The following is a 21,456-nucleotide window of genomic DNA, read 5'->3' on the forward strand; positions in this document are numbered from 1 at the left end:
TGTAGGAGTCAGCCGGGAGGAAAACAAGCGCCTGATTTCATGCATTAAAAAAGCCGCCCGATTGGGGCGGCTCCGTGTCACATTGCGAGGATCAGCCCTTCTGGGGCGTCACGGCCATGTGGGCAACCTGTTGGTCCAGGATGAGTTCGGGTTCGTCGGCTTCGGCCGCCGACGGGTTGTTCAGCCCATGATGGAGCTTTTGCATGTCCAAGTCACCGGTCCACTTGGCCACCACCAGGGTCGCCACACCGTTGCCCACCAGGTTGGTCAGGGCGCGGGCTTCCGACATGAAGCGGTCGATGCCCAGGATCAAGGCCAAGCCAGCCACCGGCACATGTCCCACCGCCGACAGCGTGGCCGCCAGCACGATGAAGCCACTGCCCGTGATGCCCGCTGCGCCCTTGGAGGTCAGCAGCAGCACTGCCAGCAGGGTCAGCTGCTGCACCAGCGTCATGGGGGTGTCCGTGGCTTGCGAGATGAACACCGCGGCCATCGTCAGGTAAATCGAGGTGCCATCCAGGTTGAAGGAGTAACCCGTGGGGATCACCAGGCCGACCACCGACTTGCGGGCGCCCAGGTTCTCCAGCTTCTCCATCATGCGCGGCAGCACCGACTCCGACGACGAAGTGCCCAGCACGATCAGCAGTTCTTCCTTGATGTAGCGAACGAACTTGACGACGCTGAAGCCATGCAGGCGGCTGACGATGCCCAGCACGACAAAGACGAAGATCAGGCAGGTCAGGTAGAACGCGCCCATCAGCTTGCCCAGCGAGAACAGCGAGCTGATCCCGTACTTGCCGATGGTGAAGGCCATCGCACCGAAGGCACCGATGGGGGCCACCTTCATGATGATGCCGACGATGTCGAACAGCACGTGCGAGAACTTCTCGATGAAGTCGAACACCATCGTGCCGCGGCCGCCGAACTTGTGCAGCGCAAAGCCGAACAGCACCGAGAACAGCAGCACCTGCAGGATCTCACCCTTGGCAAAGGCGTCCACCACCGAGGTGGGGATCACATGCAGCAGGAAGTCCACGGTGCCCTGCATCTTGCCGGGTTCCGTGTAGGCCGCAATGCCCTTGGTGTCCAGCGTGTTCGGATCGACGTGCATGCCCGAACCGGGCTGCAGCACATTGACCACGACCAGACCGATGACCAAGGCGATGGTTGAGACCACCTCAAAGTACAGCAAGGCCAGACCCCCGGTCTTGCCCACCTTCTTCATGTCTTCCATGCCCGCGATGCCCACCACCACGGTACAGAAAATGATGGGGGCGATGATCATCTTGATCAGCTTGATGAACCCGTCGCCCAAGGGCTTCATCTTGGCGCCGACTTCCGGCGCAAAGTGGCCCAGCAGGACGCCGACAATGACGGCGAACAGCACTTGAAGGTAGAGGGATTTGTAGAGCGGCTTGCGTGCAGGTGTCTGGGACATGGCGCGGGCCTTTGCGGTGTGAGGGTGGGGGCCCAGAGCTGACCGTGACGCACCTTGCGCCAAGCCGGCCCATGGGGGCGGTGTGGCTCGAACGATACCCAGCCCGGTGTGGGCCGCCAACTGTGGCGTTCAACAGTCGGGTTAACCCTGAACGCCACCCAGGCAAAGGTTTTTCACATCCCGCAATAACGGCGTGCCCACGCGCCTCGCAAAGTCGGCATGCACCGGCTCCGCCGCCTCGCGCAGGGCCTTGCGTTGTAATGCGCTCAGACTGTGCACCCACAGCCCGGGCGTCTGCTTCAAGGTGATCAGCGCCTGGGCATTGAGGGCGGCGGCCCGCGCATTGCCCTCTGCCAGGGCCTGATTCAAGGCCCGCTGCAGCAGGGTGCGATCGCGGTCATCCAGACTGGCCCAGAAGCGCGGGTTGGCCACCACCGCATAACCCAGATAGCCATGATCGGTCAGGGTGACCGCGCGCTGTAGCGGGGCCAAGCCCTGGGTCAGAAAGTTGGACAAAGGGTTCTCTGCGCCATCGACCACGCCCTCGGCCAGCGCCCGTCGGGTTTCTCCAAACGGCAGCACCACCGGATATGCCCCTAGCGCCCGCATCTGGGCAGCCAGCACACGGGAAGCTTGAATGCGCAGTCGCAGGCCCTTGAAATCAGCCGTTTGCAGCAAGGGGCGTGGCGCGCTCATCTGCTTGAACCCATTGTCGAGAAAGCCCAGGCCCACCATCTGCTGCCGGGCCAGACCCTGCAACAACTGCTGGCCAAGGCTACCTTGCGTCACACAGCGCACCTGGGCCAGGGTGTCAAACAAAAAAGGCAGGTCGAACACATCGAACTCGGGCGCACCGGCCACGCCGAACTTGGACAAGGACGGCGCCAGGATCTCGACCGCGCCCAACTGCAGCGCCTCCATCTCGTCTTCGTCGCCATACAGCTGCGAGTCGGGATAAACATCGACGCGGATGCGCCCCCCCGAGGCCTGCGCGACCAGTTGTTGAAAACGCTTGGCCATCAGCCCCTTGGGCGTGTCCGGCGCCACCACATGCGACAGGCGCACGACCAGCTCGGCGGCCTGGGCCATCGGGGCCCAGGTGGCGCACAACATCCAGAGGCACGCGCTCATCCCCAGCAGGCGGTGCTTCAAGTTGGCGTGGACGTCAGGAGCAGACATGTCAGCTATCCTAACCAAAACCCCCTGCTGCCATGTCCGAGCCTGCCGTCGATTTCACCTTGCTGGAGCTGGAGCCGCCCTCGGCCTCCGCCTGGAACCGCCGTGCCCTGTTGTGGCTGGGCGGCATGCTCTTGCTGGTGGCGGTGTCCATCGGCGTGCTGGCGCTGTTCCTGCGCTCGGTCGAGGACGAAGAGGCCAACCGCCGCCGTGTGGCCGACGCCCAGTGGCTGGACCAGACCCTGCGCTTTCACTTCCAGCGCCTGGAGGCCGATCTCACCGCGCTGGCGCTGCAGGCCCAGCGCCGCGATGCACCCGCCGCGCCGGCACGGAGTGACCGTGGGGGGGAGGGTACCTCGTCCGCCTCTCCCGCTTTGCCTGTGAAAGCCGGTCAGTTGTGGCGCACCCCTGGCGTCATCCTGTTTCACCGCTGGTTGCCCGCCGCACAGCAGCGGCGTGTCAGTGACTGGCCCGACTTCATGCAAACGGCCGCCCGTCAGCCCGACGGCGAACCCGCTTTGCAGACCATGCTGGCCACCACCGGGGCACTGCAACGCGCCGCCTATGCCGGCCCCTTGCCGCAAGGCGGCCCTGAAGCGGGTCACATCCTGTGGCTGGCCGTGCCTCAGTTCGAGCAGGGCCAGTTTGTGGGCGATCACGTGGCGGCGGTGCATTTCGAGCAGGCTTTGCGCAGCATCATCCCGCCCTGGTTTGCCCGGGACCATGCCATTCAGCTCAACCCCGAGGGGGGCGCCTCGGCCACGGTCCCCATTCACTTTCCCGGCATCCAGCTCAGCCTGGACGTGCGCGCGCTGAACCCGCAATACGCCCTGGCACCCCGGCTCTTTTTCGGCGTGGCACTCGTGTGCCTGCTGGCCATGATGGCGGCCCTCTATGCCCTGTGGCTGGACACCGTGCGGCGCCAGCGCGCCGAGGCCCAGTTGCAGACCCAGCGTGTGCTGCGTCAGGCCATGGAGCGCGCGGTGCTGCTGGGCCTGCGCGCCTGGGACACCCAAGGGCGCCCGCTCTACGTCAACCAGGCCTTCTGCCGCTTGGTGGGCTGGCCGGCCGAAGTGCTGGTCGACCCTGGCCAGCCCATGCCTTACTGGCCTGGTGCGCCGCGCGACGAGTTCGAAACCCTGCGGGCGCACATGGCCGACCCCAGCGCCCCGCAGATCGGCGTCGAGCTGCAATGGCGACACCACGACGGCCACCTGCTGGAGGTGCTGGTGCATGGCGCTCCCTTGAGTTTGCCCGATGGCACCGTGGTCGGTTGGATGGGATCGGCCCTGGACATCACCGAGCGCAAACGCATCGAGCGGCGCGCGGCTCGACAGCAAGACATGCTGGAAGCCTCAGGCCGCTTGATCGCGGTCGGCGAGGTGGCCTCCACCCTGGCCCACGAGCTCAACCAGCCCCTGGGCGCCCTCAGCAGCTTTGCCAACGGCCTGCTCAATCGCCTGCAGCAGCAACGCATCACGCTCGACGAAGTCGGCCCGGTCGTGGAGCGCATGGCCCGCATCGCCGACAAGGCCGGGCGCGTCATCCAGCGCGTCAACGCTTTTGCGCGCCGCCAGGAGATGAACCGACAGCCCCTGGACCTCTTGCCCTTCGTGAGCCGCGTGGTCGGGCAGGTGCCCTTGCCAGAGGGGCTGCGCCTGCACCTGCACCTGCCGGATGCCGACACCCCACTGACCGTGCCGGCCGACGCCACGCTGCTGGAGCACGCGCTGCACAACGTCGTCCTCAACGCCACCGAATGGGCGGTCAAAACCACCGCAGCCACGCCTCGCGTGCAGGTGCGGCTGGTGCGCAGCGAAGGCTGGGTGGGCATTCAGGTGTCCGACAACGGCCCCGGCGTGCCGCCCGAGCAGGTCGGCAGCATCTTCGATGCCTTTGCCACCCAGAAAGAAGGCGGCATGGGCATGGGCCTGTCCATCTGCCGCTCCATCATCGAGGCCCACCACGGGCGCATCGACGTGGCGCGCAGCGATGAGCTGCACGGGGCACAATTCACCCTGTGGCTGCCCCTGAATTCCTGACCCCTCTTGTGCACATCGTCGACGACGACGCGGACTTCCGCGACGGCTTGGCGTGGCTGCTCGACTCCCGCGGGCTGCACACCCGCTGCTGGGCGGGTGGCGACCAATTTCTGGCGGACCTGCGCCCGGACAGCGCCACCTGGGCCTGCAGCATCATGCTGCTCGACATCCGCATGGCGCCGCTCTCAGGCCTGGCCACCTTCGAGCAGCTCAAGGCGCAAGGCTGGCCCTGGCCCGTGCTCTTTTTGACCGGGCATGGTGACCTGAGCATGGCCGTGGCCGCCGTCAAGAACGGTGCCTGGGATTTCCTGGAAAAGCCCTTTCAGGACAACCAACTGGTCGACAAGGTGGAGGCGGCCTGCCGGCAGGCCATCGTCCTGCAGACAGAATCGCAGGCGAAATGGCGCTTTCAGCAGGCCCTGGCCGCCCTGAGCCAGCGCGAGCGCGAGGTGCTCAATGAACTGCTGCAGGGCTACTACAACAAGAACATCGCCGATCACCTGGGCATCACGCCCCGCACCGTTGAGTTCCACCGCGCCAACATCTTCGAGAAGCTGCAGGTGCAGTCCGCCGTCGAGTTGGCACACTTGATGGGCCGCTACGCGCCCGGGGGCGGTGCTTAACTTGCTCCGCCCTGGCGGCGCTGCAATTCCTTGAACAGCCCGGACTGATCCAGGTCGGCGAAACCGTGTTCAGCAGCCTGGGCATACAACTCGGTCAGGTGCTGAGTGATGGGCGCGTCGAACCCCAGTCCGGCCGAGGTGTGCAGCGCGTTGCGCAGGTCCTTGAGCTGGATCGCCAGCGAGCCGCGCTTGGCAAAGTCGCCCTCGACCATGCGCTGACCATGCACCTCCAGGATGCGGCTCTCGGCAAAACCACCCCGCAGGGCCTCGCGCACCTTGGCTGGGTTGGCCCCGCCTTTCTCCGCCAGCAGCAGCGCCTCCGCCACCGCGCCAATCGTGATGCCCACGATCATCTGGTTGGCCAGTTTGGTCAACTGGCCCGAACCCGCCGGCCCCACATGCACCGGACGACCCAGCACCGACAGTACCTCGCGGGCGCGCTCGAAATCCGCCGCTTCGCCACCGGCCATGATGGCCAGCGTGCCCGCTTCGGCCCCCAGCGTGCCGCCCGACACCGGCGCATCCAGCGCGGACACGCCCAGATTGGCCAGGCGACGGGCGTGATCTTGCGCCTGCTCGGGCAGGATCGAGCTCATGTCCACCACCAGCGTGCCGGGGCGCAGTCCCTGGGCCGCACCCGGCAACTCCGGGCTGAACAGCACCTCGCCCACCACCCCGCCGTGCTCCAGCATGGTGATGACGAGGTCGGCCTGGGCCACCGCCGCAGCCGGGGTGTCGGCCACTCTGGCGCCGGCTTCGGCCAGCACCTCGGCCTTGGCGCGCGTGCGGTTCCACACCGTCAAGGGGTAGCCAGCCGCCAGCAGACGGCGAGACATCGGGGTGCCCATCAGGCCGCAACCCAGCAAAGCAATGTTGATCATTGTGGTCAAACTTGGTGGAGAGAGGTGGCTGGCATTGTCCGATACAGGGACAATCCCACCTCCTTAAGAGGGGACCAAGAGGGGGCGTCGCGTTGCTGTGGCGGTTTTGGTGCGCGGCGATGTGAATTAGGGCACATTTGTCGTGTAAAAAGTCCTCTATCCCTTGTTTGAAGGACAGCCACGGCGCGTCATTTGAACGACGATCGGTGCGCTTCCTTGTGTCACTCCCTTCCTCCATTCAGGTTTTCATGTCCGACTCACCTGCCTCTTTCGTCCTGAACAGCGGCCCTGTGCACCAGGCGGTTCTGACCGCCCTGGACCAACTCGGGTTGGCCGTGCTGGTCAAGGACCTGAGCTCGGGGCGCTACGTCTATGCGAGCGAGGCGGCCTCACGCCTGCTGCACATCGGCGACGACCAGCTTGAAGGGGCGCAGGACGCCGACATCTTCGACGCGACCCAGGCTGTGGCCCTGCGCGCCGCCGATGTGCAGGCGGCGTCCATGCCCAGCGGGCTGCGTTCCGAGCACCGCATGGAGTTGCGCGGGGCCCGCCGTGATTTCCGTGTCTGGCGTCAGCAGGTGGCCCTGGAGGGGCAGAGCGAGCCACACATGCTCTCGCTGTGGCAAGACATCACCGAGACCCACCAGCGCGAGGCCCAGATTGCCCAGGCGCTGGCACAGTTGGAGCAGCAGCAAAAGGCCAACGACGCCCTGCGCCGCGACATGGAAGACAACCAGGTGCGCGACACCTCGTCCGGCCTGTACCACCGCGCCCACTTTGACGAGCAACTGCGCCGCGAGGCCGACCTGTCCAGCCGCGAGCAGCGCGAGTTCGCCCTGGTGGCCATGGCCATCGATAACATGGACGAGATCCGTCGCCTGCATGGCGTGGAAGCCTGTGAGCGCGTGGTCGAGTCGCTGGGGCGCCTGCTGCGCGCCAACACCCGCGCCATGGACTCGCCGTGCCGCCTGGGTGGCGACCGCTTCGTCGTGCTGCTGTCGGGCATCGGCCTGGCCACGGCGCACGCGCGCATGGAACACCTGAGACGGCACTGCGCCGAGCACATCGTGCCCTTCAATGGCCAGCAGATCCCGTTCACCGTGTCGATGGGCGTGTCCAGCTTCCCGCACACGGCTGGCATCGTCGACGAGTTGCTGCGCAGCGCCGACCGCGCGCTGGCCAGTGCCCGTGACAAGGGCGGCAACCGCATTGCGCTGGCGAGCATCCAGTTCGTGCCGGCAGCCTGATACCTACCGGACGCCCGCACGGGTGTCGCTTTCACGATGAAAAAACGGCCAGATCCTGTTGCAGGGTCTGGCCGTGGTCGTGTGAGGTGTTCGCCGCGCACTGGTTGCCGCATTCCTGAACCCAGGGGGATTCAGGTGGGCGAGGTCAGCAGCACTTCGGGTTCATCTGACGCGAGATGATCACGCCCGCGCCGCAATATTCCAAGCCCTGGCTCGAGGAGCATCGGTTCAAGGAAATAGAAGCAACCACGAACGCGACGAACGCTTTTATTCTACGGCGAATCGCTCGTGGTGTCCGTGCAAAACGCACATTCGGCCCACGACTCAGATCAAGTGGCCGTCGCTGTCGAGGGCCTGGTCCAGGCGCTGGATGAGTTGGTCAAGGTACTCGGGGGCGGGCAGGGCGCTGTCGGTCGGGTGGGGCGGAGTTGCCGCGGTCGGTGCCGTGGCAGAAGGGCCGGGCCGGTCGGTCAGGATGTAGGCCAGGTTGAGCGCGGCCAGCACCGCGATGCGCTCGCGAGCCTTGAGCTTGCCGCTGTCGCGGATGGCGCACATTTCGCGGTCGACCTGGGACACGGCTTCGCGCAGGCGCTCTTCGCCGCCTTCGGGGCAACCCAGCAGATAGCTCTGCCCCATGATGGAAACTTCGATTTGCTTCATGGCGATCAGGTCTTGGGCAGGTCGTCGTCAGACTCGGACAGCATCGAACCGGCCACCTGGGGCAGCTTGTCGATCAGCGCGTCGATGCGCGAACGGGCTGCCGACAGGCGTGCGCGCAGGGAGTCACGCTCCTGCGTGGTCACGGTCAGCTGCTGCTGCAACAAGGCGTTGGTGCGTCGCAATTCTTCGTGGCGCAGCAGCAGGCGCTCGATGCGGTCCGTGAGTTCGTCGATTCTGGACATTGAGAGACGTCAACCTGAGGTGGGGCGCGAGCGGCCAAGGCAAGTCAAACATTGTAGGCGCCTTACAATGGCGGCTGTTGGTGCTCGCGCCGGGGTTCACTCGGCGCGGTTAAACGGGAAGCAGAAGGGTGTGTCGTGTTACACGATGCCCACCCGAACTGCGCTGCCCCCGCAACGGTCGGCGATCGAGTCGCCGGGTTCGTCCCGGTGCCTCCGCTTGTGCTCTCTGCCACTGGGTCTGCCACAGATCTGGGAAGGTCTCACAGGTTGCAATCGCCCAGCCCGGATACCGGCCAACGAGGGACAGGTTTGCTTGCGCGGGCCTGGTCGTTTCGCCCATCGCCTGCGGGGACGCCGGCCGGGCACTTGTCTTTTGATTCCAATCATGTTTTCTTTGAACTCGGTGCGTGTGGCACCTGGGGCGCGTTCGGCATTGGCTGTGGCGTGCGGTGTGGCTTTGTCTGCGTTTCACGTGGGCGCGCAGGCCGAAGAGGCGGTGGCGCCGGTGGTGGTGACGGCCACGCGTCAGGCAGTCGGTGCAACGGAGTTGCTGTCGGATGTGACGGTGATTGATCGGGCGCAGATTCTGCGAAACGGTGCGGGCAGCATCGCCGATTTGCTGGCACGCCAGCCCGGCATGCAGATCGCGTCGAACGGTGGGCCGGGCACCGTGTCGAGTTTTTACATCCGTGGCGCCAATTCAGATCAGATCAAGGTGCTGGTGGATGGTTTGCCCATCAACTCGATCGACGCATCTGGTTCGCCGCTGCGATTCATCTCTTTGAGCGATGTCGAGCGCATCGAGGTCCTGCGCGGCCCGGCTGCCACCTTGTATGGTGCCGATGCCCTGGGTGGGGTCATCCAGATCTTCACCAAGCGCGGGCAGAAGGGCGTGAAAGCCGAAGGCTTTGTCGGTCTCGGGACGAACGACACCGTGAAGTCCAGTGTCGGACTGTCGGGCGGCAATGAGTTCTGGCGTTTCAGCGTTCAGGGCAGCCACGATGCCAGCGAAGGCTTTTCCGTGATGAGGAACGCCAGCCAGCGTGACGCCGATCGCGATGCCTACCGCAACGCCGGTACGGCGGCGTCCTTGTCCTTCCTGCCTGCTGAGGGTCATGAAGTCGGCCTGAGCTACCGTCGCAACAAGGGCAAGGTCAAGCTCGACAGTTGGATGGGCAATGGTGACTACGATGACCGCTCGTATTTCGAGACGGACCAGTGGCAGGTATTTGCCAAGAACCGCATTCTGAATGGATGGCGCAGCTCCGTGCAGTATGGTGAAACCACCGATGATCAGTCCAGCTACAGCTGGACTGATTGGCCCGCACCTGGGGAAATGGTGGACATTCTGACCACGCGCAACAAGCACCTCAGTTGGCAGAACGACGTGACCTTGCCGTTGGGGACGGCCTTGTTCGCTGTGGAGCGAAGCGAGCAGAAGGCAGGTCCGGCGGACAACTTCGTGCAGAAGAAGGGCATCAGCAACAACGCGCTGCTGGGCGGGTGGAGTGCGAACGTGGGTGGGCACAGCTGGCAGCTCAACACCCGTTTGGACGACCACTCTCAGTTCGGTGAGCAGAGCACCTATGGGTTGGCGTACGGCTATCAGCTGTCGGAGGTCTGGCGCGTGCGGATGAGCACGGGCACGTCCTTCAAAGCCCCCACGCCTTATCAGCTGTATACGTCCTACTACGGCGTTGGCAATGCGGATCTCCAACCTGAAGAAGCACGCAACCGGGAGGTGGCCGTGGTGTGGGAGCGTGGTGGCCACACGGCATCGGCGACCTACTTCCTGAACAAGGTCCGCAACCTGATCGGGGGGGATCCAGTGACCTGGCAGTACATCAACGTCAACCGCGCCCGTCTGGAGGGGGTGACCTTGGCGTACACCGGACAGGTCGAAGCGTGGCAGTTCAATGCCTCGTATGACTGGTTGAACGCGGTCAATGAGACGACGGGTGAGCGACTGGGTCGCAGGGCACGTCACAAGGCCTTGCTGGCGGTCCATCGCAACTGGGACGCAGCTCACCTCGGGCTGGAGTGGGTCTTGGTCGGCAAGCGGTTTGACACCAACACGGAAACCAAGGAGATGGGTGGGTACGGCCTGTTGAACCTCACGGGTCGTTATGTGGTGACACCTGCGCTGGCAGTGGAGGCGCGCCTGGACAATTTGCTCGACAAGCGCTACGAAACGGCCAAGGGTTTTGGGACGCCTCGCATGGGTGCATTCATCGGCCTGCGCTACACCCCGCGCTGACACGCCTGACCCATGATGCGCTCCGCCATTCGCGTGCTCTTCTTCATGCTGGCCTTGCAGGTCGGCGTGGCGACGGGTGCCTGGGCGGCGCCGCAGCGCATCGTGTCGCTGGACCTGTGCACGGACTGGATGCTGGCCCGTTATGCAGATCGCGCCCAAGTGAGGGCGCTGTCACCTCTGCATCGGCAGTATCCGGTCGCCTGGATCGACAGTCACTGGCCCGTCCACGATGGCACGCTGGAGCAGGTGGTGGCGCTCAAGCCTGATCTGGTCATGGCAGGGGAGTACAACGCCCCCTTGCTGCGCGCGCGCTTGCTGGCCCTGGGGGTCCGGGTGGAGGTGTTGCCTTTGCCGCAGAGTCTGGCCGACATCCACCCCTATGAGCGCCGCGTCCTGGCTCTGTTGGGCAAGCCTGAATCGCTGGCCAGTGTCGAGCCGCCTGCCGTTCACCATCCGTCTGCACGCCCCCGCTTGCTGCTTTTGGGCCCCAACGGTGTGGGTACGGGGCGAGGCACGATGGAGCACGACATCCTGGTCCGCGCAGGTTGGGACAACGACGTGCTGGGCCAGGGCTATGTGCAACTGGACCTGGAGCGCATCGTGGCGCATCCGCCCGATGCGGTGCTGTGGGCGGCGCCCTCCAGTCGCGCACTGGCCAATCGGTTCGCCGAGCACCCTGTGCTGAAGCGGGCCATTCCCCCTTCTCGTTGGTTGACGACCGATTACTGGCGTTGGCAATGCCCTGGTCCTTGGACCTGGGATCTGATCAGGCAGTTACAGCAATGGCGCGGTTGACCTCTCTGAGCGCCTGGGCGCTGGCGTCGCTGCTCCTGCTCACAACCTTGCTGTCGCTGTCCATCGGGTCGACGTCGGTGCCAGTGTGGGGCGGCTTGCTCGATTGGGTGGGCGGACGTGACACGGCTGGCGCCATCATCATCGGTGAGATACGCCTGCCGCGCACCCTGCTGGCGCTGGTCGTTGGCGCGGCCTTGGGCTTCAGTGGCGCGGCCCTGCAAGGCTTGCTGCGCAACCCTTTGGCTGATCCAGGGCTGACCGGCGCAAGCCAGGGTGCGGCACTCGGCGCGGCAGCCGTTTTCTATTTTGGTCTGTTCCCCTGGGCGGGCGAGGCCGCACCGGCTTTGGCTGGCCTCATCGGGGCCGGCATGGCCTTGACGCTGATGCTGGTGCTGGCAGGCTCCTCTCGCCCAGCCATGGTCATCTTGGCCGGACTGGCGATCTCCACCGTGACGGGGGCGGCGTTGGCCATCGTGTTGAACTTCGCACCCAACCCCTATGCCCTGCAGGAACTGGTGTTCTGGCTGCTGGGATCGGTCTCGGAGCGGGGGCTGAATCACCTGCTGTGGTTGCTGCCGCCTTGTGTGCTGGGCGCGGCTTTGATTTGGCGTCAGCGTGCCTTGTTGTCGGCGCTCAGTCTGGGCGAGCAGGTGGCGGCCAGCCTGGGCTTGTCCCTGCGGGGCGGTAGCCGACAGGTGGTGCTGGGTGCGGCCTTGCTGGTGGGCTCCTCCGTCTCCGTGGCGGGCAGCATTGGCTTCGTGGGGCTGCTGGTGCCCCATCTGGTGCGGCCTTGGGTGGGGCATCGCCCCGATCGCCTGTTGTGGCCCTCGGCCCTTGCCGGTGCCACCCTCGTGTGCCTGGCCGACATCTGCGTGCGCCTGCTGCCGCCTGGGCGTGAACTCAAGCTGGGCGTGCTGACGTCCTTGCTGGGTGCGCCCTTGTTCATCTGGCTGGTCTGGAAGGATCGCAAACGATGGCTTTGATCCGCGCGCATCACATCCATCTGGGGACGCGTCTGGTCGACGTGTCCTTGGCGCTGGCGTCCGGTGAGATGCTGGGCATCATCGGCCCCAATGGGGCGGGCAAGTCCAGCTTGTTGCAGTGCCTGGCCGGGCTGCTGGCGTGCCAAGGCGAGGTGCATCTGGCCGGGCACGCGCTTGGTGAAATGCCGGCGCGACAGCGCGCACAGCAATTGGGCTACCTGCCTCAGGCGTGCGAGAGCGCGTGGTCATTGAGCGTGGCCGACATCGTCGCGCTTGGGCGCCTACCTTGGGGTGATCAGGACGCACAAGCCATACAGCGTGCCATGACACAGGCGGGCGTGCATGACTTGCAGGGTCGCAAGGTGGACCAACTGTCGGGAGGCGAGCAGGCCCGCGTCTGGCTGGCCCGGGTCTTGGCCGGGCAACCACGCGTCCTGCTGGCCGATGAGCCCATTGCCAGTCTGGACCTGTATCACCAGCGCAGCGTGATGGATGTGCTGCGTCGCTATGCCCAAGGTCAGCACGGGGTGGCATTGGCGCTGCACGATCTCAGTCTGGCCGCCCGCTATTGTGACCAGCTGTGCCTGATGGATCAGGGGCGGGTGCGTGCCATCGGGACACCCGCTGAGGTGCTCACCGAGGCGAATCTGTCTGCGGTGTTCCGTGTGCCGGTGCACGTGGACCTGACGGCCTCGCCCCCGGTCATCCTCGTTCGATGATGTTTCACCTGGATGGTCGCCCATGGCGCTGAAACCCACCGGCAAGCTTGACGAGCTGTGCTACCCCTTCATCTTCGAGACCTCGTCGCTGTGCGATTTCGAGGTCGTGACCGATGAGCTGTGCGGCCACATCGGCGCGGTGTTGTCGCTGTTGCCGGCCGACATGTCAGACATTGCCCAGGACTTGGATCGATTGCAGCCTCTGGCCTTTCACGTCAATGGCTCCATCCGAGGGCGCCTGGCCGTGGGTGAGTCTGACATCGCGTGGCTGCAGTCGCGTCAGGATCATTACCGCGAGGAAGTGGCCGAGCGCATCTGCGGCTTTGTGCTGCCGCGCGGTGACGTGCCCGTGCCCCAGTTGCACCTGGCGCGCTCTGCCGCCAAGAAAGCCATTCGGGCCATGGTGCGCGTGGACCAGGAAGGCAAAGAGGTGCCGCCCGAGCTGCCTCGCCTGTGCAACCTGATGTGCAATTTTTTCTTCACGCTGACCCTGGTGATCAACCAGCGGCGTGGCCAGACCGAAACTCCCTTCATCAGCAAAAGCTATGGCAGGCTCCCTGCTGCCAGCTGACCTTTCTTCCTGCCTCATCCGCCTGACCTGCCATGGACATTCAGAACCCTCCCACCGAAGCCCCTCAGCAACGCGAACACGCCGAGCGCCGTGGCCTGCTCATCGTCAACACCGGTGACGGCAAGGGCAAGAGCACCGCCGCCTTCGGCTTGGCCCTGCGCGCCTTTGGCCGCGGCAAAGCCGTGCGCATCTTCCAGTTCATGAAGGTGCCCTCGGCCCGCTTTGGCGAGCACCGTGCTTTCGAGCAACTGGGTATCCCTATCGAGGGCCTGGGCGACGGCTTCAGCTGGAAAAGCAAGGACCTGGAGCATTCGGCGCAACTGGCTCGCGAAGGCTGGCAACGTGCGGCGGCCGCCATCACCAGCGGTGAGCACTTCCTGGTGGTGCTGGATGAGCTGACCTATCCGCTCATCTACGGCTGGGTGCCCATCGACGAGGTGGTGCAAACCTTGAAGAGCCGACCCAAAGAGGTTCACGTGGTCCTGACCGGGCGCGACTGCCCGCCCGAGATCATCGAGATCGCTGACACCGTCAGCGAGGTCAAGAAAATCAAGCATGCCTACGAAGCCGGCATCCCGGCGCAACGCGGCATTGAAGACTGACGCCGAGATGTCCATGAACTTTGACCTGCCCCAGATCACCGATCTGCACGATGCAGCACTTTCGCAGCGGCTGCAGCACCTCATCGACCACAAGACCAAGCCTTTGGGCGCACTGGGTCGGCTGGAGCGCGTGGCGCACCAGATCGGGCTGGTCCTGCGCAGTGAGCGGCCGCAGTTGCAGCAGCCACAAATGGTCGTCTTTGCCGGCGACCACGGCCTCACCGCCCGCGGCGTCTCGGCCTATCCCAGCGACGTCACCTGGCAGATGATTGAAAACTTCCTTGCCGGGGGCGCCGCCGTCAGCGTGCTGTGTCGCCAGCACGGGGTTGCCATGACGGTGGTGGACTGCGGCGTGGCCCATGACTTCGCGCCGCGATCCGGCCTGCAGATCCGCAAGGTCGCACCCGGCACAGCCGACTGTTCCGCGCAAGCGGCCATGACCACCGAGCAGTGCGAGGCCGCCCTGCGCCACGGCCAGGACCTGGTGCGAGGCCTGCCCGGCAATGCGCTGCTGCTGGGCGAAATGGGCATCGGCAACACCTCCAGTGCCTCCTTGCTGATGGCACGCTTGACCGGCGAGTCGCTCGACCTGTGCACCGGCCGCGGCACTGGCCTCAGTGACACTGCGCTCACGCACAAGCGCGCCGTGCTGAACGAAGTTCTGCTGCGTCATCCTGATGCTCAGACCCCGCTCGCGGCCCTGGCGGCCTTCGGAGGCTTCGAGATCGCGCAGATGGTCGGCGCCGTGCTGCAAGCTGCGGCCGAGAACCGCGTCATCCTGGTCGATGGCTTCATCACCACCAGCGCGGTGCTGGTGGCCGCCCGCCTGCAACCGCTGGTGCTGCAACGTTGCGTGTTCTCACACCAGTCGGATGAGGCCGGGCATGTGATCTTGCTGGGCCACCTGAAGGCGCAAGCCCTCCTGCAACTCGGCCTGCGCCTGGGCGAAGGATCGGGCGCCGCACTGGCCTGGCCGTTGCTGGAATCGGCCTGTGCCATCCTGCGCGACATGGCCAGTTTCGACGCAGCCGGTGTCAGCGACTCCGACACGGATGCCGGCCAGTCCCAGGTCCAGTGAGCAAACCAGGCAAGATGCCCCCATGCGATTCCTGATCCACGAAGTTCGACTGTTTTTCATCGCCCTGCAGTTCTTCACGCGGGTGCCCGTGCCCGCCTGGGTGGGCTACCACCCCGACTGGCTGCAGGCCTGTCAGCGCTACTTCCCGCTGGTCGGGGCGCTGGTGGGCACGGCCGGTGCCCTGGTGCTCGTCACCACCGCGGCGTTCTGGCCTCCGCTGGTGGCCGTGCTGTTGTCCATGGCCTTCACCGTCTGGCTCACCGGCGGCTTCCATGAAGACGGCTGGGCCGACACCTGCGATGCGCTCGGAGGCACCGTCAGCCGCGAGCGGGCACTGGAGATCATGAAAGACTCGCGCATCGGCTCCTACGGTTCGCTGGGCCTGATCCTGCTGCTGGGCCTGAAAGCCGCCACGCTGAGCTCACTGGCCACGCCTGTGGTGAGCGAGCTCAACAGCGCCCAGACCAGCCACATCCACCAAGTGCTGCTGGCATGGACCATGATGGCCCTGATCTGGTGTCACACCGGCTCACGCCTCGTGGCTGTGTGGATGATCCGCCTGCTGCCCTATGGCGGCGACCTCGCCCACGCCAAAGCCAAGCCCCTGGGCCTGCAGGCCAGCTGGGGGCAGGTGATCGCGGCCACTTGCTGGACCGTGGTTGTGGCCGCCTGCATGTGGCTGTGGTTGGCCCAATCGGGTTGGCCCACCGGCACCTTGACCATCGCATTGGGCCGCGCCGCACTGGCCATGCTGGTGGGCGGCCTGGTGTGCTGGCGCTGGTTCAAGCGCCGCCTCGGCGGTTTCACTGGGGACACCCTGGGTGCCACACAGCAGTTGACCGAGGTGCTGGGGCTGCTCGCCTGGCTCACCGTCATCCATCCGGTGGGGTGAGTCCGGCATGAGCCATCTCTCCTGCGCGCCTCACATCGTCGCCTGGCGTCACCCCCGGCCCATCGGCGCCGAGGGGCGTTGCATTGGTCGCACCGACCTGGCGGTGGACCGTCGAAAGGCCAAGCGCCTGGCCCACCGCATCCGCCAGGCTGCGCGTCGCCATGGATGGCCGCGCGTCGTGCACAGCTCCTCCCTTCAACGCTGTGCTGCCGTCGGCCAGCAACTGCGCCGCTGGGGCTGGCGCCATCACATCGACGATGCCCTGTTGGAGATGGACTTCGGCGCCTGGGATGGTCGGGCCTGGGCACAGATTGCCCACGCCGAGGTCGATGCCTGGTGTCGCAACTTCGCGCACCACGCCCCAGGCGGTGGCGAAAGCCTTCACGCCATGCTTGACCGGGTGGCCCAGGGTCTGGCCCGGCTACCTGCCAGCGAGGCTCGGCCGAGTTCCGCCCCCGTGCTGCTCATCGCCCATGCCGGCTGGATCCTGTCGGCCCGCTGGGTGGCCCAGCACTCCGCCGCGCCGGCCCAACCCAGCCAGTGGCCGCCAGCGCCCCGCTATGGTGAGTGCTGCGTGCTGCCTGCCGCGTCGCTTCAATACCGCCCGGTCGAGCCCGCCAGTCGCAAATAGGCCTTGGCTGCAAATGCCACCACGGCCCGCCGTGCCCGAATTCGCCAGCGTCGGTCGTTCAGCGTGTCCGGCGCAGGCACCTCCCGGCTCTGCGCAAAGTCGGCCTGCAAGGAGGTAGACAAGGTCTGCACAAAGCTCCGATCCCGCACGATCAGGTTGCCCTCCAGGTTCAGCACCATCGACAGCGGATCCAGGTTCGACGAGCCGACCGTGGCCCATTCCTCGTCCACGCACAGCACCTTGGCGTGCAAAAACGCTGGCTGGTACTCAAAGATGCGCACGCCCACCTGCTGCAACTCGCCATACAGCACCTGTGCTGCGATGCCGGCAATCCGGTAGTCCAGCTTGCCTTGCAACAACAGCCGTACCGTCACCCCCCGCTCGGCCGCCGCGCGCAAAGCCTGGCGCATCGCCCGACGCGGGTAAAAATAGGGCGTCACGATGTCGATGCGTTGCCGAGCCTGCACGATCGCTCTCAGCGCGGCTTGCTCAATCGTGCGACGTTGCCGCAGGTTGTCGCGCAACACAAAGGCGCTGCGCATGGGCAGTGCGGTGTCGGCATCACCCAGCAACTGCGCTTGCTCCTGAGGGCTCAGGCGCAACAAGGCACTCCGCCACATCAGTTTCAGGCGCTGCAAACGGTGTGGATCCTGTACCCACTGGATCAGGTCATCGCGCCAGTCGCGGCCAAACTGCGCCCGCGTCCACATGGCGCGGATGGTGTGCAACACCGGCATCACCACCGGCCCTTGCACCGACACCGCGTAGTCCAGGCGCGGGTTCTCCGACCATCCATGGCTGAGGTCGTAGTGGTCGTCAATCAGATTGATGCCGCCGATGAAGCCCACGGCGTCATCGACCACGCACAACTTCAGGTGCATGCGCCGCCACTGGCCCTTGTCCATCAGCCCCCACAGCCAGTGCAATGGCTTGTAAATCACCAGGCGCACGCCCGCCTCTTCGAGCGCTCGCCACACGCTGGGGGGCGCACCGCGTGAGCCCACGCCATCGACCACCATCGACACCTCGACCCCACGGCGTGCCGCTCGCATCAGCGCCTGCAACACCTCGCTGCTTTGGCCCAGGGGGGACACGATGTAGAGCGCCATCCACACCGACTGCTGTGCCTGATCAATGTGCTGGCACAGCGCCGGAAACAGGGCGCGCCCACCTTGCAGCAAGCGCACCTCGTTGCCCCCGGTGAACACCGGCTTGCGCTGTGTGTACCAGGCCAGGGCGTCCAGCCAGCCCTGTGGGGCCGTGTCGCGGTGCTCAACGATGCCCGGGGCCCAGTGATCCTTGTCCGGCGGCCGATTCATGGGGGCGTCAAACGCTCAGATCCAGCTCCGCCACCAGCGGCAGGTGATCGGACAAGCGTGCCCACGTGCTGCCGCGCGGCACCATGATCGATTTGCAGTGCAGCCCACGGGTGTAGACCCGGTCCAGCGAGAGCACCGGAATGATCGAGGGGTAGGTGGCCACCCGGGCCTCGTTGCCCAGCGTGGCGCGGCTCAAGCCACCTTCGGCGAGGATGCCGTCGAGCTTCTCGTTCCAGTCGTTGAAGTCGCCGGCGACCACCACCGGCGCACCGGCCGGCAGTTCGTGCTGCACCAGCTCGGCCAGCCGTTCGGCCTGACGCACCCGGCTGGCATGGATCAGGCCCAGGTGCACCACCACCACGTGCACCTCGACCCCACGCCACTGGACCGGCACATGCAAGAGGCCCCGCTGCTCGAAACGGTGGTCGGACACATTGTGGTGGCCGATGGCGCCCAGCGGCCAGCGCGCCAGCAGGGCATTGCCGTGCTCACCGTGCTTCGTGACGGCATTGGTGCGGTAGGCCACCTCATAGCCCTCCGGGGCCAGGTATTCCGCTTGCGGCGTGTTGGGCCAGGCGTCCGGGCCGAACTGCGTGTGGGAAAAGCGCCGCGCCTCGGCGTGGTTGAACTGCCGCACCTCCTGCAGGCACACGATGTCGGCGTCCAGCGCCTCCACCGCGTCACTCAGGTTGTGGATCTCCAGGCGCTTGGTGGGCCCCATGCCACGCACACCCTTGTGGATGTTGTAGGTCGCCACGCGCAGGTGGTTGGCATGGCGCTGGGCAGGGGTGAGCAGGGAAGACTGAAGCGGTTTGAGCACGGGTGCATTCCTGCGGCAAGGGGTGCCGCGAGGGCAGCACCACGCTCTCTACGATAGCAGGTGCGCAGGCTTGGCGATACGCTGGCTCAGTTGCAAAATCGCCTCGGCGTTCGAGGGCGAAAAGCAGCGGTCGGCGGCCTCCTGCCAGGGCAGCCAGACATGGGCGATGTGTTCCAGCGGCGCCAGCGTGATGGGGATGTCACGCGGCACGCACAGCCCGAACACATGCTCGGTGTTGTGCGTCACGCCGGGGGCATAGCGGTGGCGCCACACGGGGTAGATCTCGTACACGTTCTCCACGCCCCAGTCCTGCAAGGCGCTGAGCGGCACCCGATCAGATCCCACCTGTATGCCGGTCTCCTCCTGCACCTCACGGATGGCGGTCTCCGTCCAGGATTCGTCCAGGTGGTCCTTTGAGCCCGTCACGCTTTGCCAGAACCCCGGCTGCTTGGCCCGCTCGATCAGCAGCACCTCACGCTGTGGGGTGTAGATCACCACCAGCACCGATTGCGGAATCTTGGGAGACGCTTGTTCGTTCATGACAGACAGTGTGGCACGGACGCTTGGGGTAGCGCTTCGCCATGAAAAAGGCCACCCCGCAGGGTGGCCTCATGCCGGATTCACCGCCAAGGTGATCGGGTCGATCAGCCTTGTGCGGGGGTGGCTGCCACCGCGTTGCGCAGACGGATGTGCAACTCGCGCAACTGCTTGTCGTCCACGTTCGACGGGGCGCCGGTCAGCAGGCACTGGGCGCGCTGCGTCTTGGGGAAGGCGATCACGTCACGGATGGAATCGGCCTTGGTCATCAGCGTGACCAGACGGTCCAGACCGAAAGCCAGGCCACCGTGCGGCGGCGCGCCATATTGCAGTGCGTCCAGCAGGAAGCCAAACTTGACCTGTGCGTCTTCCTTGCTGATGTTCAGGGCGCTGAACACCTTGGACTGCACGTCGGCGCGGTGGATACGGATCGAGCCGCCACCCAGTTCCCAACCGTTCAGGACCATGTCATAGGCCTTGGCAATGCACTTGCCTGGATCCGTGTCCATCAGGTCCTCGTGACCATCCTTCGGGGCCGTGAAGGGGTGGTGCACGGCATTCCAGCGCTCGGAGTCGTCGTCGTACTCGAACATCGGGAAGTCCACCACCCACAGCGGCGCCCAGCGGTCTTCGAACAGACCGGCCTTCTTGCCGAAGTCGGAGTGACCCACCTTCAGGCGCAGCGCGCCGATGGCGTCGTTGACGATCTTTTCCTTGTCGGCGCCGAAGAAGATCAGGTCGCCGTCCTTGGCGCCGGTGCGCTCCAGGATCTTGGCCAGGGCCGCATCGTGCAGGTTCTTGACGATGGGCGACTGCAGTCCTTCACGGCCCTTGGCCACTTCGTTGACCTTGATCCAGGCCAGGCCCTTGGCGCCGTAGATCTTGACGAACTCGGTGTAGGCATCGATCTCGCCGCGCGACATGGCACCGCCACCGGGCACGCACAGGGCCACCACACGGCCACCCTTGGTGGTGGCAGGCGTCGAAAAGACCTTGAAGTCCACATCACCCATCACGTCGGTCAGTTCGGTGAACTGCAGCTTGACGCGCAGGTCAGGCTTGTCCGAGCCATACAGGTGCATGGCATCCGCGTACTTCATCACCGGGTAGGCACCCAGGTCCACGTCCAACGCCTTTTGGAAGACGTGACGGATCATGCCTTCGAACATGTCACGGATTTCCTGTTCGCCCAGGAAGCTCGTTTCAATATCGATCTGGGTGAACTCGGGCTGACGATCCGCGCGCAGGTCCTCGTCGCGGAAGCACTTGGTGATCTGGTAGTAACGGTCGTAGCCGGCCACCATCAGCAGCTGCTTGAACAGCTGGGGCGACTGGGGCAGGGCGAAGAACTGGCCGTCGTGCACGCGCGAAGGCACCAGATAGTCGCGGGCGCCTTCCGGGGTCGACTTGGTCAACATCGGGGTTTCGATGTCGATGAAGCCGTGCTCGTCCAGGAACTTGCGCGCTTCCATCGCCACGCGGTAGCGCAGCATCAGGTTCTTTTGCATGTAAGGACGACGCAGGTCCAGCACGCGGTGGGTCAGGCGGGTCGTCTCCGACAGGTTCTCGTCATCGATCTGGAACGGCGGCGTCACGCTGGCGTTGAGCACTTCCAGGTTGTGGGCCAGCACCTCGATCTTGCCGCTGGTCAGGCCAGCATTGGTCGTGCCTTCCGGGCGGGCGCGCACGACACCGGTCACCTTCAGGCAGAACTCGTTGCGCACGTCTTCGGCAATCTTGAACGAATCGGCACGGTCGGGGTCGAACACCACCTGCACCAGGCCTTCACGGTCGCGCAGGTCGATGAAGATCACGCCGCCGTGGTCGCGGCGACGGTGGGCCCAGCCCATCAGCGTCACGGTCTGGCCCATCAGCGCTTCGCTGACCAGACCACAGTAAGTGGTGCGCATTGTTGTTCTCTCCGGGAATGAGGGTCGTGCGGC

21 protein-coding genes, 1 other RNA gene and 1 riboswitch are annotated in these 21,456 nt (G+C 65.4%); of the genes, 12 read left to right on the top strand and 10 right to left on the bottom strand.

Annotated elements, in window-relative coordinates:
* Positions 1-91: 91 nt before the first annotated feature.
* Positions 92-1,438, bottom strand: a complete 1,347-nt coding sequence (locus AC3WW4_RS06375; RefSeq protein ID WP_488827536.1) for a dicarboxylate/amino acid:cation symporter — start codon at positions 1,436-1,438, stop codon at positions 92-94.
* A 141-nt stretch (positions 1,439-1,579) separates the two neighbouring features.
* Positions 1,580-2,617: a DctP family TRAP transporter solute-binding subunit gene (locus AC3WW4_RS06380; protein ID WP_488827537.1), complete on the bottom strand. Its 1,038-nt coding sequence runs from the start codon at positions 2,615-2,617 to the stop codon at positions 1,580-1,582.
* A 32-nt stretch (positions 2,618-2,649) separates the two neighbouring features.
* On the opposite strand from AC3WW4_RS06380, the gene AC3WW4_RS06385 reads away from it, so the two are divergent.
* Complete coding sequence (locus AC3WW4_RS06385; RefSeq protein WP_488827538.1) at positions 2,650-4,656, top strand: ATP-binding protein; 2,007 nt, start codon at positions 2,650-2,652, stop codon at positions 4,654-4,656.
* Positions 4,657-4,664: 8 nt separating this feature from the next.
* Positions 4,665-5,279, top strand: a complete 615-nt coding sequence (locus tag AC3WW4_RS06390) for a response regulator transcription factor (RefSeq protein WP_488827539.1) — start codon at positions 4,665-4,667, stop codon at positions 5,277-5,279.
* Here AC3WW4_RS06390 and AC3WW4_RS06395 read toward each other — a convergent pair.
* Complete coding sequence (locus AC3WW4_RS06395) at positions 5,276-6,160, bottom strand: NAD(P)-dependent oxidoreductase (protein WP_488827540.1); 885 nt, start codon at positions 6,158-6,160, stop codon at positions 5,276-5,278. The genes AC3WW4_RS06390 and AC3WW4_RS06395 overlap by 4 nt on opposite strands.
* Positions 6,161-6,408: 248 nt before the next feature.
* Between AC3WW4_RS06395 and AC3WW4_RS06400 the strand changes: the two genes are divergently transcribed.
* On the top strand, positions 6,409-7,407 hold the full coding sequence (locus tag AC3WW4_RS06400) for a sensor domain-containing diguanylate cyclase (protein WP_488827541.1): 999 nt from the start codon (positions 6,409-6,411) through the stop codon (positions 7,405-7,407).
* An 85-nt stretch (positions 7,408-7,492) separates the two neighbouring features.
* Here the strand turns inward: AC3WW4_RS06400 and ssrS are convergent.
* From ssrS to AC3WW4_RS06415, 3 genes are all read right to left on the bottom strand, one after another.
* Positions 7,493-7,672, bottom strand: a non-coding RNA gene (ssrS, locus tag AC3WW4_RS06405) — 6S RNA.
* Positions 7,673-7,731: 59 nt separating this feature from the next.
* Entirely contained in the window at positions 7,732-8,067 is a 336-nt protein-coding gene (locus tag AC3WW4_RS06410; RefSeq protein WP_488827542.1) for a cell division protein ZapA, read from the bottom strand.
* A gap of 5 nt (positions 8,068-8,072) precedes the next feature.
* Positions 8,073-8,309 (bottom strand): cell division protein ZapB, encoded by a 237-nt coding sequence (locus AC3WW4_RS06415; protein ID WP_488827543.1) that lies wholly within the window; start codon positions 8,307-8,309, stop codon positions 8,073-8,075.
* Positions 8,310-8,370: 61 nt separating this feature from the next.
* Positions 8,371-8,621, top strand: a riboswitch (cobalamin riboswitch).
* Between the two features lie 73 nt (positions 8,622-8,694).
* On the opposite strand from AC3WW4_RS06415, the gene AC3WW4_RS06420 reads away from it, so the two are divergent.
* From AC3WW4_RS06420 to AC3WW4_RS06460, 9 genes are read left to right on the top strand one after another with little or no spacing between them, the layout of a single operon-like run.
* On the top strand, positions 8,695-10,566 hold the full coding sequence (locus AC3WW4_RS06420; protein WP_488827544.1) for a TonB-dependent receptor domain-containing protein: 1,872 nt from the start codon (positions 8,695-8,697) through the stop codon (positions 10,564-10,566).
* A 12-nt stretch (positions 10,567-10,578) separates the two neighbouring features.
* Positions 10,579-11,361, top strand: coding sequence for an ABC transporter substrate-binding protein (locus tag AC3WW4_RS06425; RefSeq protein WP_488827545.1), 783 nt, complete (start codon positions 10,579-10,581; stop codon positions 11,359-11,361).
* Positions 11,358-12,344 (top strand): FecCD family ABC transporter permease, encoded by a 987-nt coding sequence (locus AC3WW4_RS06430; protein ID WP_488827546.1) that lies wholly within the window; start codon positions 11,358-11,360, stop codon positions 12,342-12,344. Before AC3WW4_RS06425 ends, AC3WW4_RS06430 begins: the two co-directional genes overlap by 4 nt.
* A complete protein-coding gene (locus AC3WW4_RS06435) occupies positions 12,335-13,063 on the top strand; it encodes an ABC transporter ATP-binding protein (RefSeq protein WP_488827547.1) in 729 nt (242 codons plus the stop codon). The genes AC3WW4_RS06430 and AC3WW4_RS06435 overlap by 10 nt, the downstream gene beginning before the upstream one ends.
* A 22-nt stretch (positions 13,064-13,085) precedes the next feature.
* Positions 13,086-13,634 carry an ATP:cob(I)alamin adenosyltransferase gene (locus AC3WW4_RS06440; protein WP_488827548.1) on the top strand — a complete coding sequence of 183 codons (549 nt, stop codon included), beginning with the start codon at positions 13,086-13,088 and terminating at the stop codon, positions 13,632-13,634.
* A 32-nt stretch (positions 13,635-13,666) separates the two neighbouring features.
* Entirely contained in the window at positions 13,667-14,236 is a 570-nt protein-coding gene (gene cobO, locus AC3WW4_RS06445) for a cob(I)yrinic acid a,c-diamide adenosyltransferase (protein ID WP_488827549.1), read from the top strand.
* A 13-nt stretch (positions 14,237-14,249) separates the two neighbouring features.
* Entirely contained in the window at positions 14,250-15,314 is a 1,065-nt protein-coding gene (cobT, locus tag AC3WW4_RS06450; protein WP_488829697.1) for a nicotinate-nucleotide--dimethylbenzimidazole phosphoribosyltransferase, read from the top strand.
* Positions 15,315-15,336: 22 nt separating this feature from the next.
* Positions 15,337-16,206, top strand: coding sequence for an adenosylcobinamide-GDP ribazoletransferase (locus AC3WW4_RS06455; protein ID WP_488827550.1), 870 nt, complete (start codon positions 15,337-15,339; stop codon positions 16,204-16,206).
* Between the two features lie 7 nt (positions 16,207-16,213).
* Positions 16,214-16,837, top strand: coding sequence for a histidine phosphatase family protein (locus AC3WW4_RS06460; protein WP_488827551.1), 624 nt, complete (start codon positions 16,214-16,216; stop codon positions 16,835-16,837).
* Here AC3WW4_RS06460 and clsB read toward each other — a convergent pair.
* The 4 genes from clsB to aspS form a co-directional block, all read right to left on the bottom strand.
* Complete coding sequence (gene clsB, locus AC3WW4_RS06465; protein WP_488827552.1) at positions 16,801-18,156, bottom strand: cardiolipin synthase ClsB; 1,356 nt, start codon at positions 18,154-18,156, stop codon at positions 16,801-16,803. The genes AC3WW4_RS06460 and clsB overlap by 37 nt on opposite strands.
* A 7-nt stretch (positions 18,157-18,163) precedes the next feature.
* Complete coding sequence (locus tag AC3WW4_RS06470; RefSeq protein WP_488827553.1) at positions 18,164-18,976, bottom strand: endonuclease/exonuclease/phosphatase family protein; 813 nt, start codon at positions 18,974-18,976, stop codon at positions 18,164-18,166.
* A gap of 48 nt (positions 18,977-19,024) precedes the next feature.
* The gene (nudB, locus tag AC3WW4_RS06475) at positions 19,025-19,516 is read right to left on the bottom strand and encodes a dihydroneopterin triphosphate diphosphatase (protein WP_488827554.1); all 492 of its coding nucleotides are present in this window, start codon (positions 19,514-19,516) and stop codon (positions 19,025-19,027) included.
* Between the two features lie 104 nt (positions 19,517-19,620).
* A complete protein-coding gene (gene aspS / locus AC3WW4_RS06480; protein ID WP_488827555.1) occupies positions 19,621-21,423 on the bottom strand; it encodes an aspartate--tRNA ligase in 1,803 nt (600 codons plus the stop codon).
* Positions 21,424-21,456: the final 33 nt, after the last annotated feature.

The organism is Aquabacterium sp. TM01 (assembly GCF_057808345.1).

Coding starts and splice junctions, on each gene's coding strand:
- AC3WW4_RS06420 (WP_488827544.1), top strand. CDS start 8,695: ATGTTTTCTTTGAACTCGGTGCGTGTGGCACCTGGGGCGCGTTCGGCA.
- AC3WW4_RS06425 (WP_488827545.1), top strand. CDS start 10,579: ATGATGCGCTCCGCCATTCGCGTGCTCTTCTTCATGCTGGCCTTGCAG.
- AC3WW4_RS06400 (WP_488827541.1), top strand. CDS start 6,409: ATGTCCGACTCACCTGCCTCTTTCGTCCTGAACAGCGGCCCTGTGCAC.
- AC3WW4_RS06415 (WP_488827543.1), bottom strand. CDS start 8,309: ATGTCCAGAATCGACGAACTCACGGACCGCATCGAGCGCCTGCTGCTG.
- AC3WW4_RS06410 (WP_488827542.1), bottom strand. CDS start 8,067: ATGAAGCAAATCGAAGTTTCCATCATGGGGCAGAGCTATCTGCTGGGT.
- cobO (WP_488827549.1), top strand. CDS start 13,667: ATGGACATTCAGAACCCTCCCACCGAAGCCCCTCAGCAACGCGAACAC.
- AC3WW4_RS06460 (WP_488827551.1), top strand. CDS start 16,214: ATGAGCCATCTCTCCTGCGCGCCTCACATCGTCGCCTGGCGTCACCCC.
- clsB (WP_488827552.1), bottom strand. CDS start 18,156: ATGAATCGGCCGCCGGACAAGGATCACTGGGCCCCGGGCATCGTTGAG.
- AC3WW4_RS06375 (WP_488827536.1), bottom strand. CDS start 1,438: ATGTCCCAGACACCTGCACGCAAGCCGCTCTACAAATCCCTCTACCTT.
- AC3WW4_RS06435 (WP_488827547.1), top strand. CDS start 12,335: ATGGCTTTGATCCGCGCGCATCACATCCATCTGGGGACGCGTCTGGTC.
- nudB (WP_488827554.1), bottom strand. CDS start 19,516: ATGAACGAACAAGCGTCTCCCAAGATTCCGCAATCGGTGCTGGTGGTG.
- aspS (WP_488827555.1), bottom strand. CDS start 21,423: ATGCGCACCACTTACTGTGGTCTGGTCAGCGAAGCGCTGATGGGCCAG.
- AC3WW4_RS06455 (WP_488827550.1), top strand. CDS start 15,337: ATGCGATTCCTGATCCACGAAGTTCGACTGTTTTTCATCGCCCTGCAG.
- AC3WW4_RS06395 (WP_488827540.1), bottom strand. CDS start 6,160: ATGATCAACATTGCTTTGCTGGGTTGCGGCCTGATGGGCACCCCGATG.
- cobT (WP_488829697.1), top strand. CDS start 14,250: ATGAACTTTGACCTGCCCCAGATCACCGATCTGCACGATGCAGCACTT.
- AC3WW4_RS06440 (WP_488827548.1), top strand. CDS start 13,086: ATGGCGCTGAAACCCACCGGCAAGCTTGACGAGCTGTGCTACCCCTTC.
- AC3WW4_RS06385 (WP_488827538.1), top strand. CDS start 2,650: ATGTCCGAGCCTGCCGTCGATTTCACCTTGCTGGAGCTGGAGCCGCCC.
- AC3WW4_RS06380 (WP_488827537.1), bottom strand. CDS start 2,617: ATGTCTGCTCCTGACGTCCACGCCAACTTGAAGCACCGCCTGCTGGGG.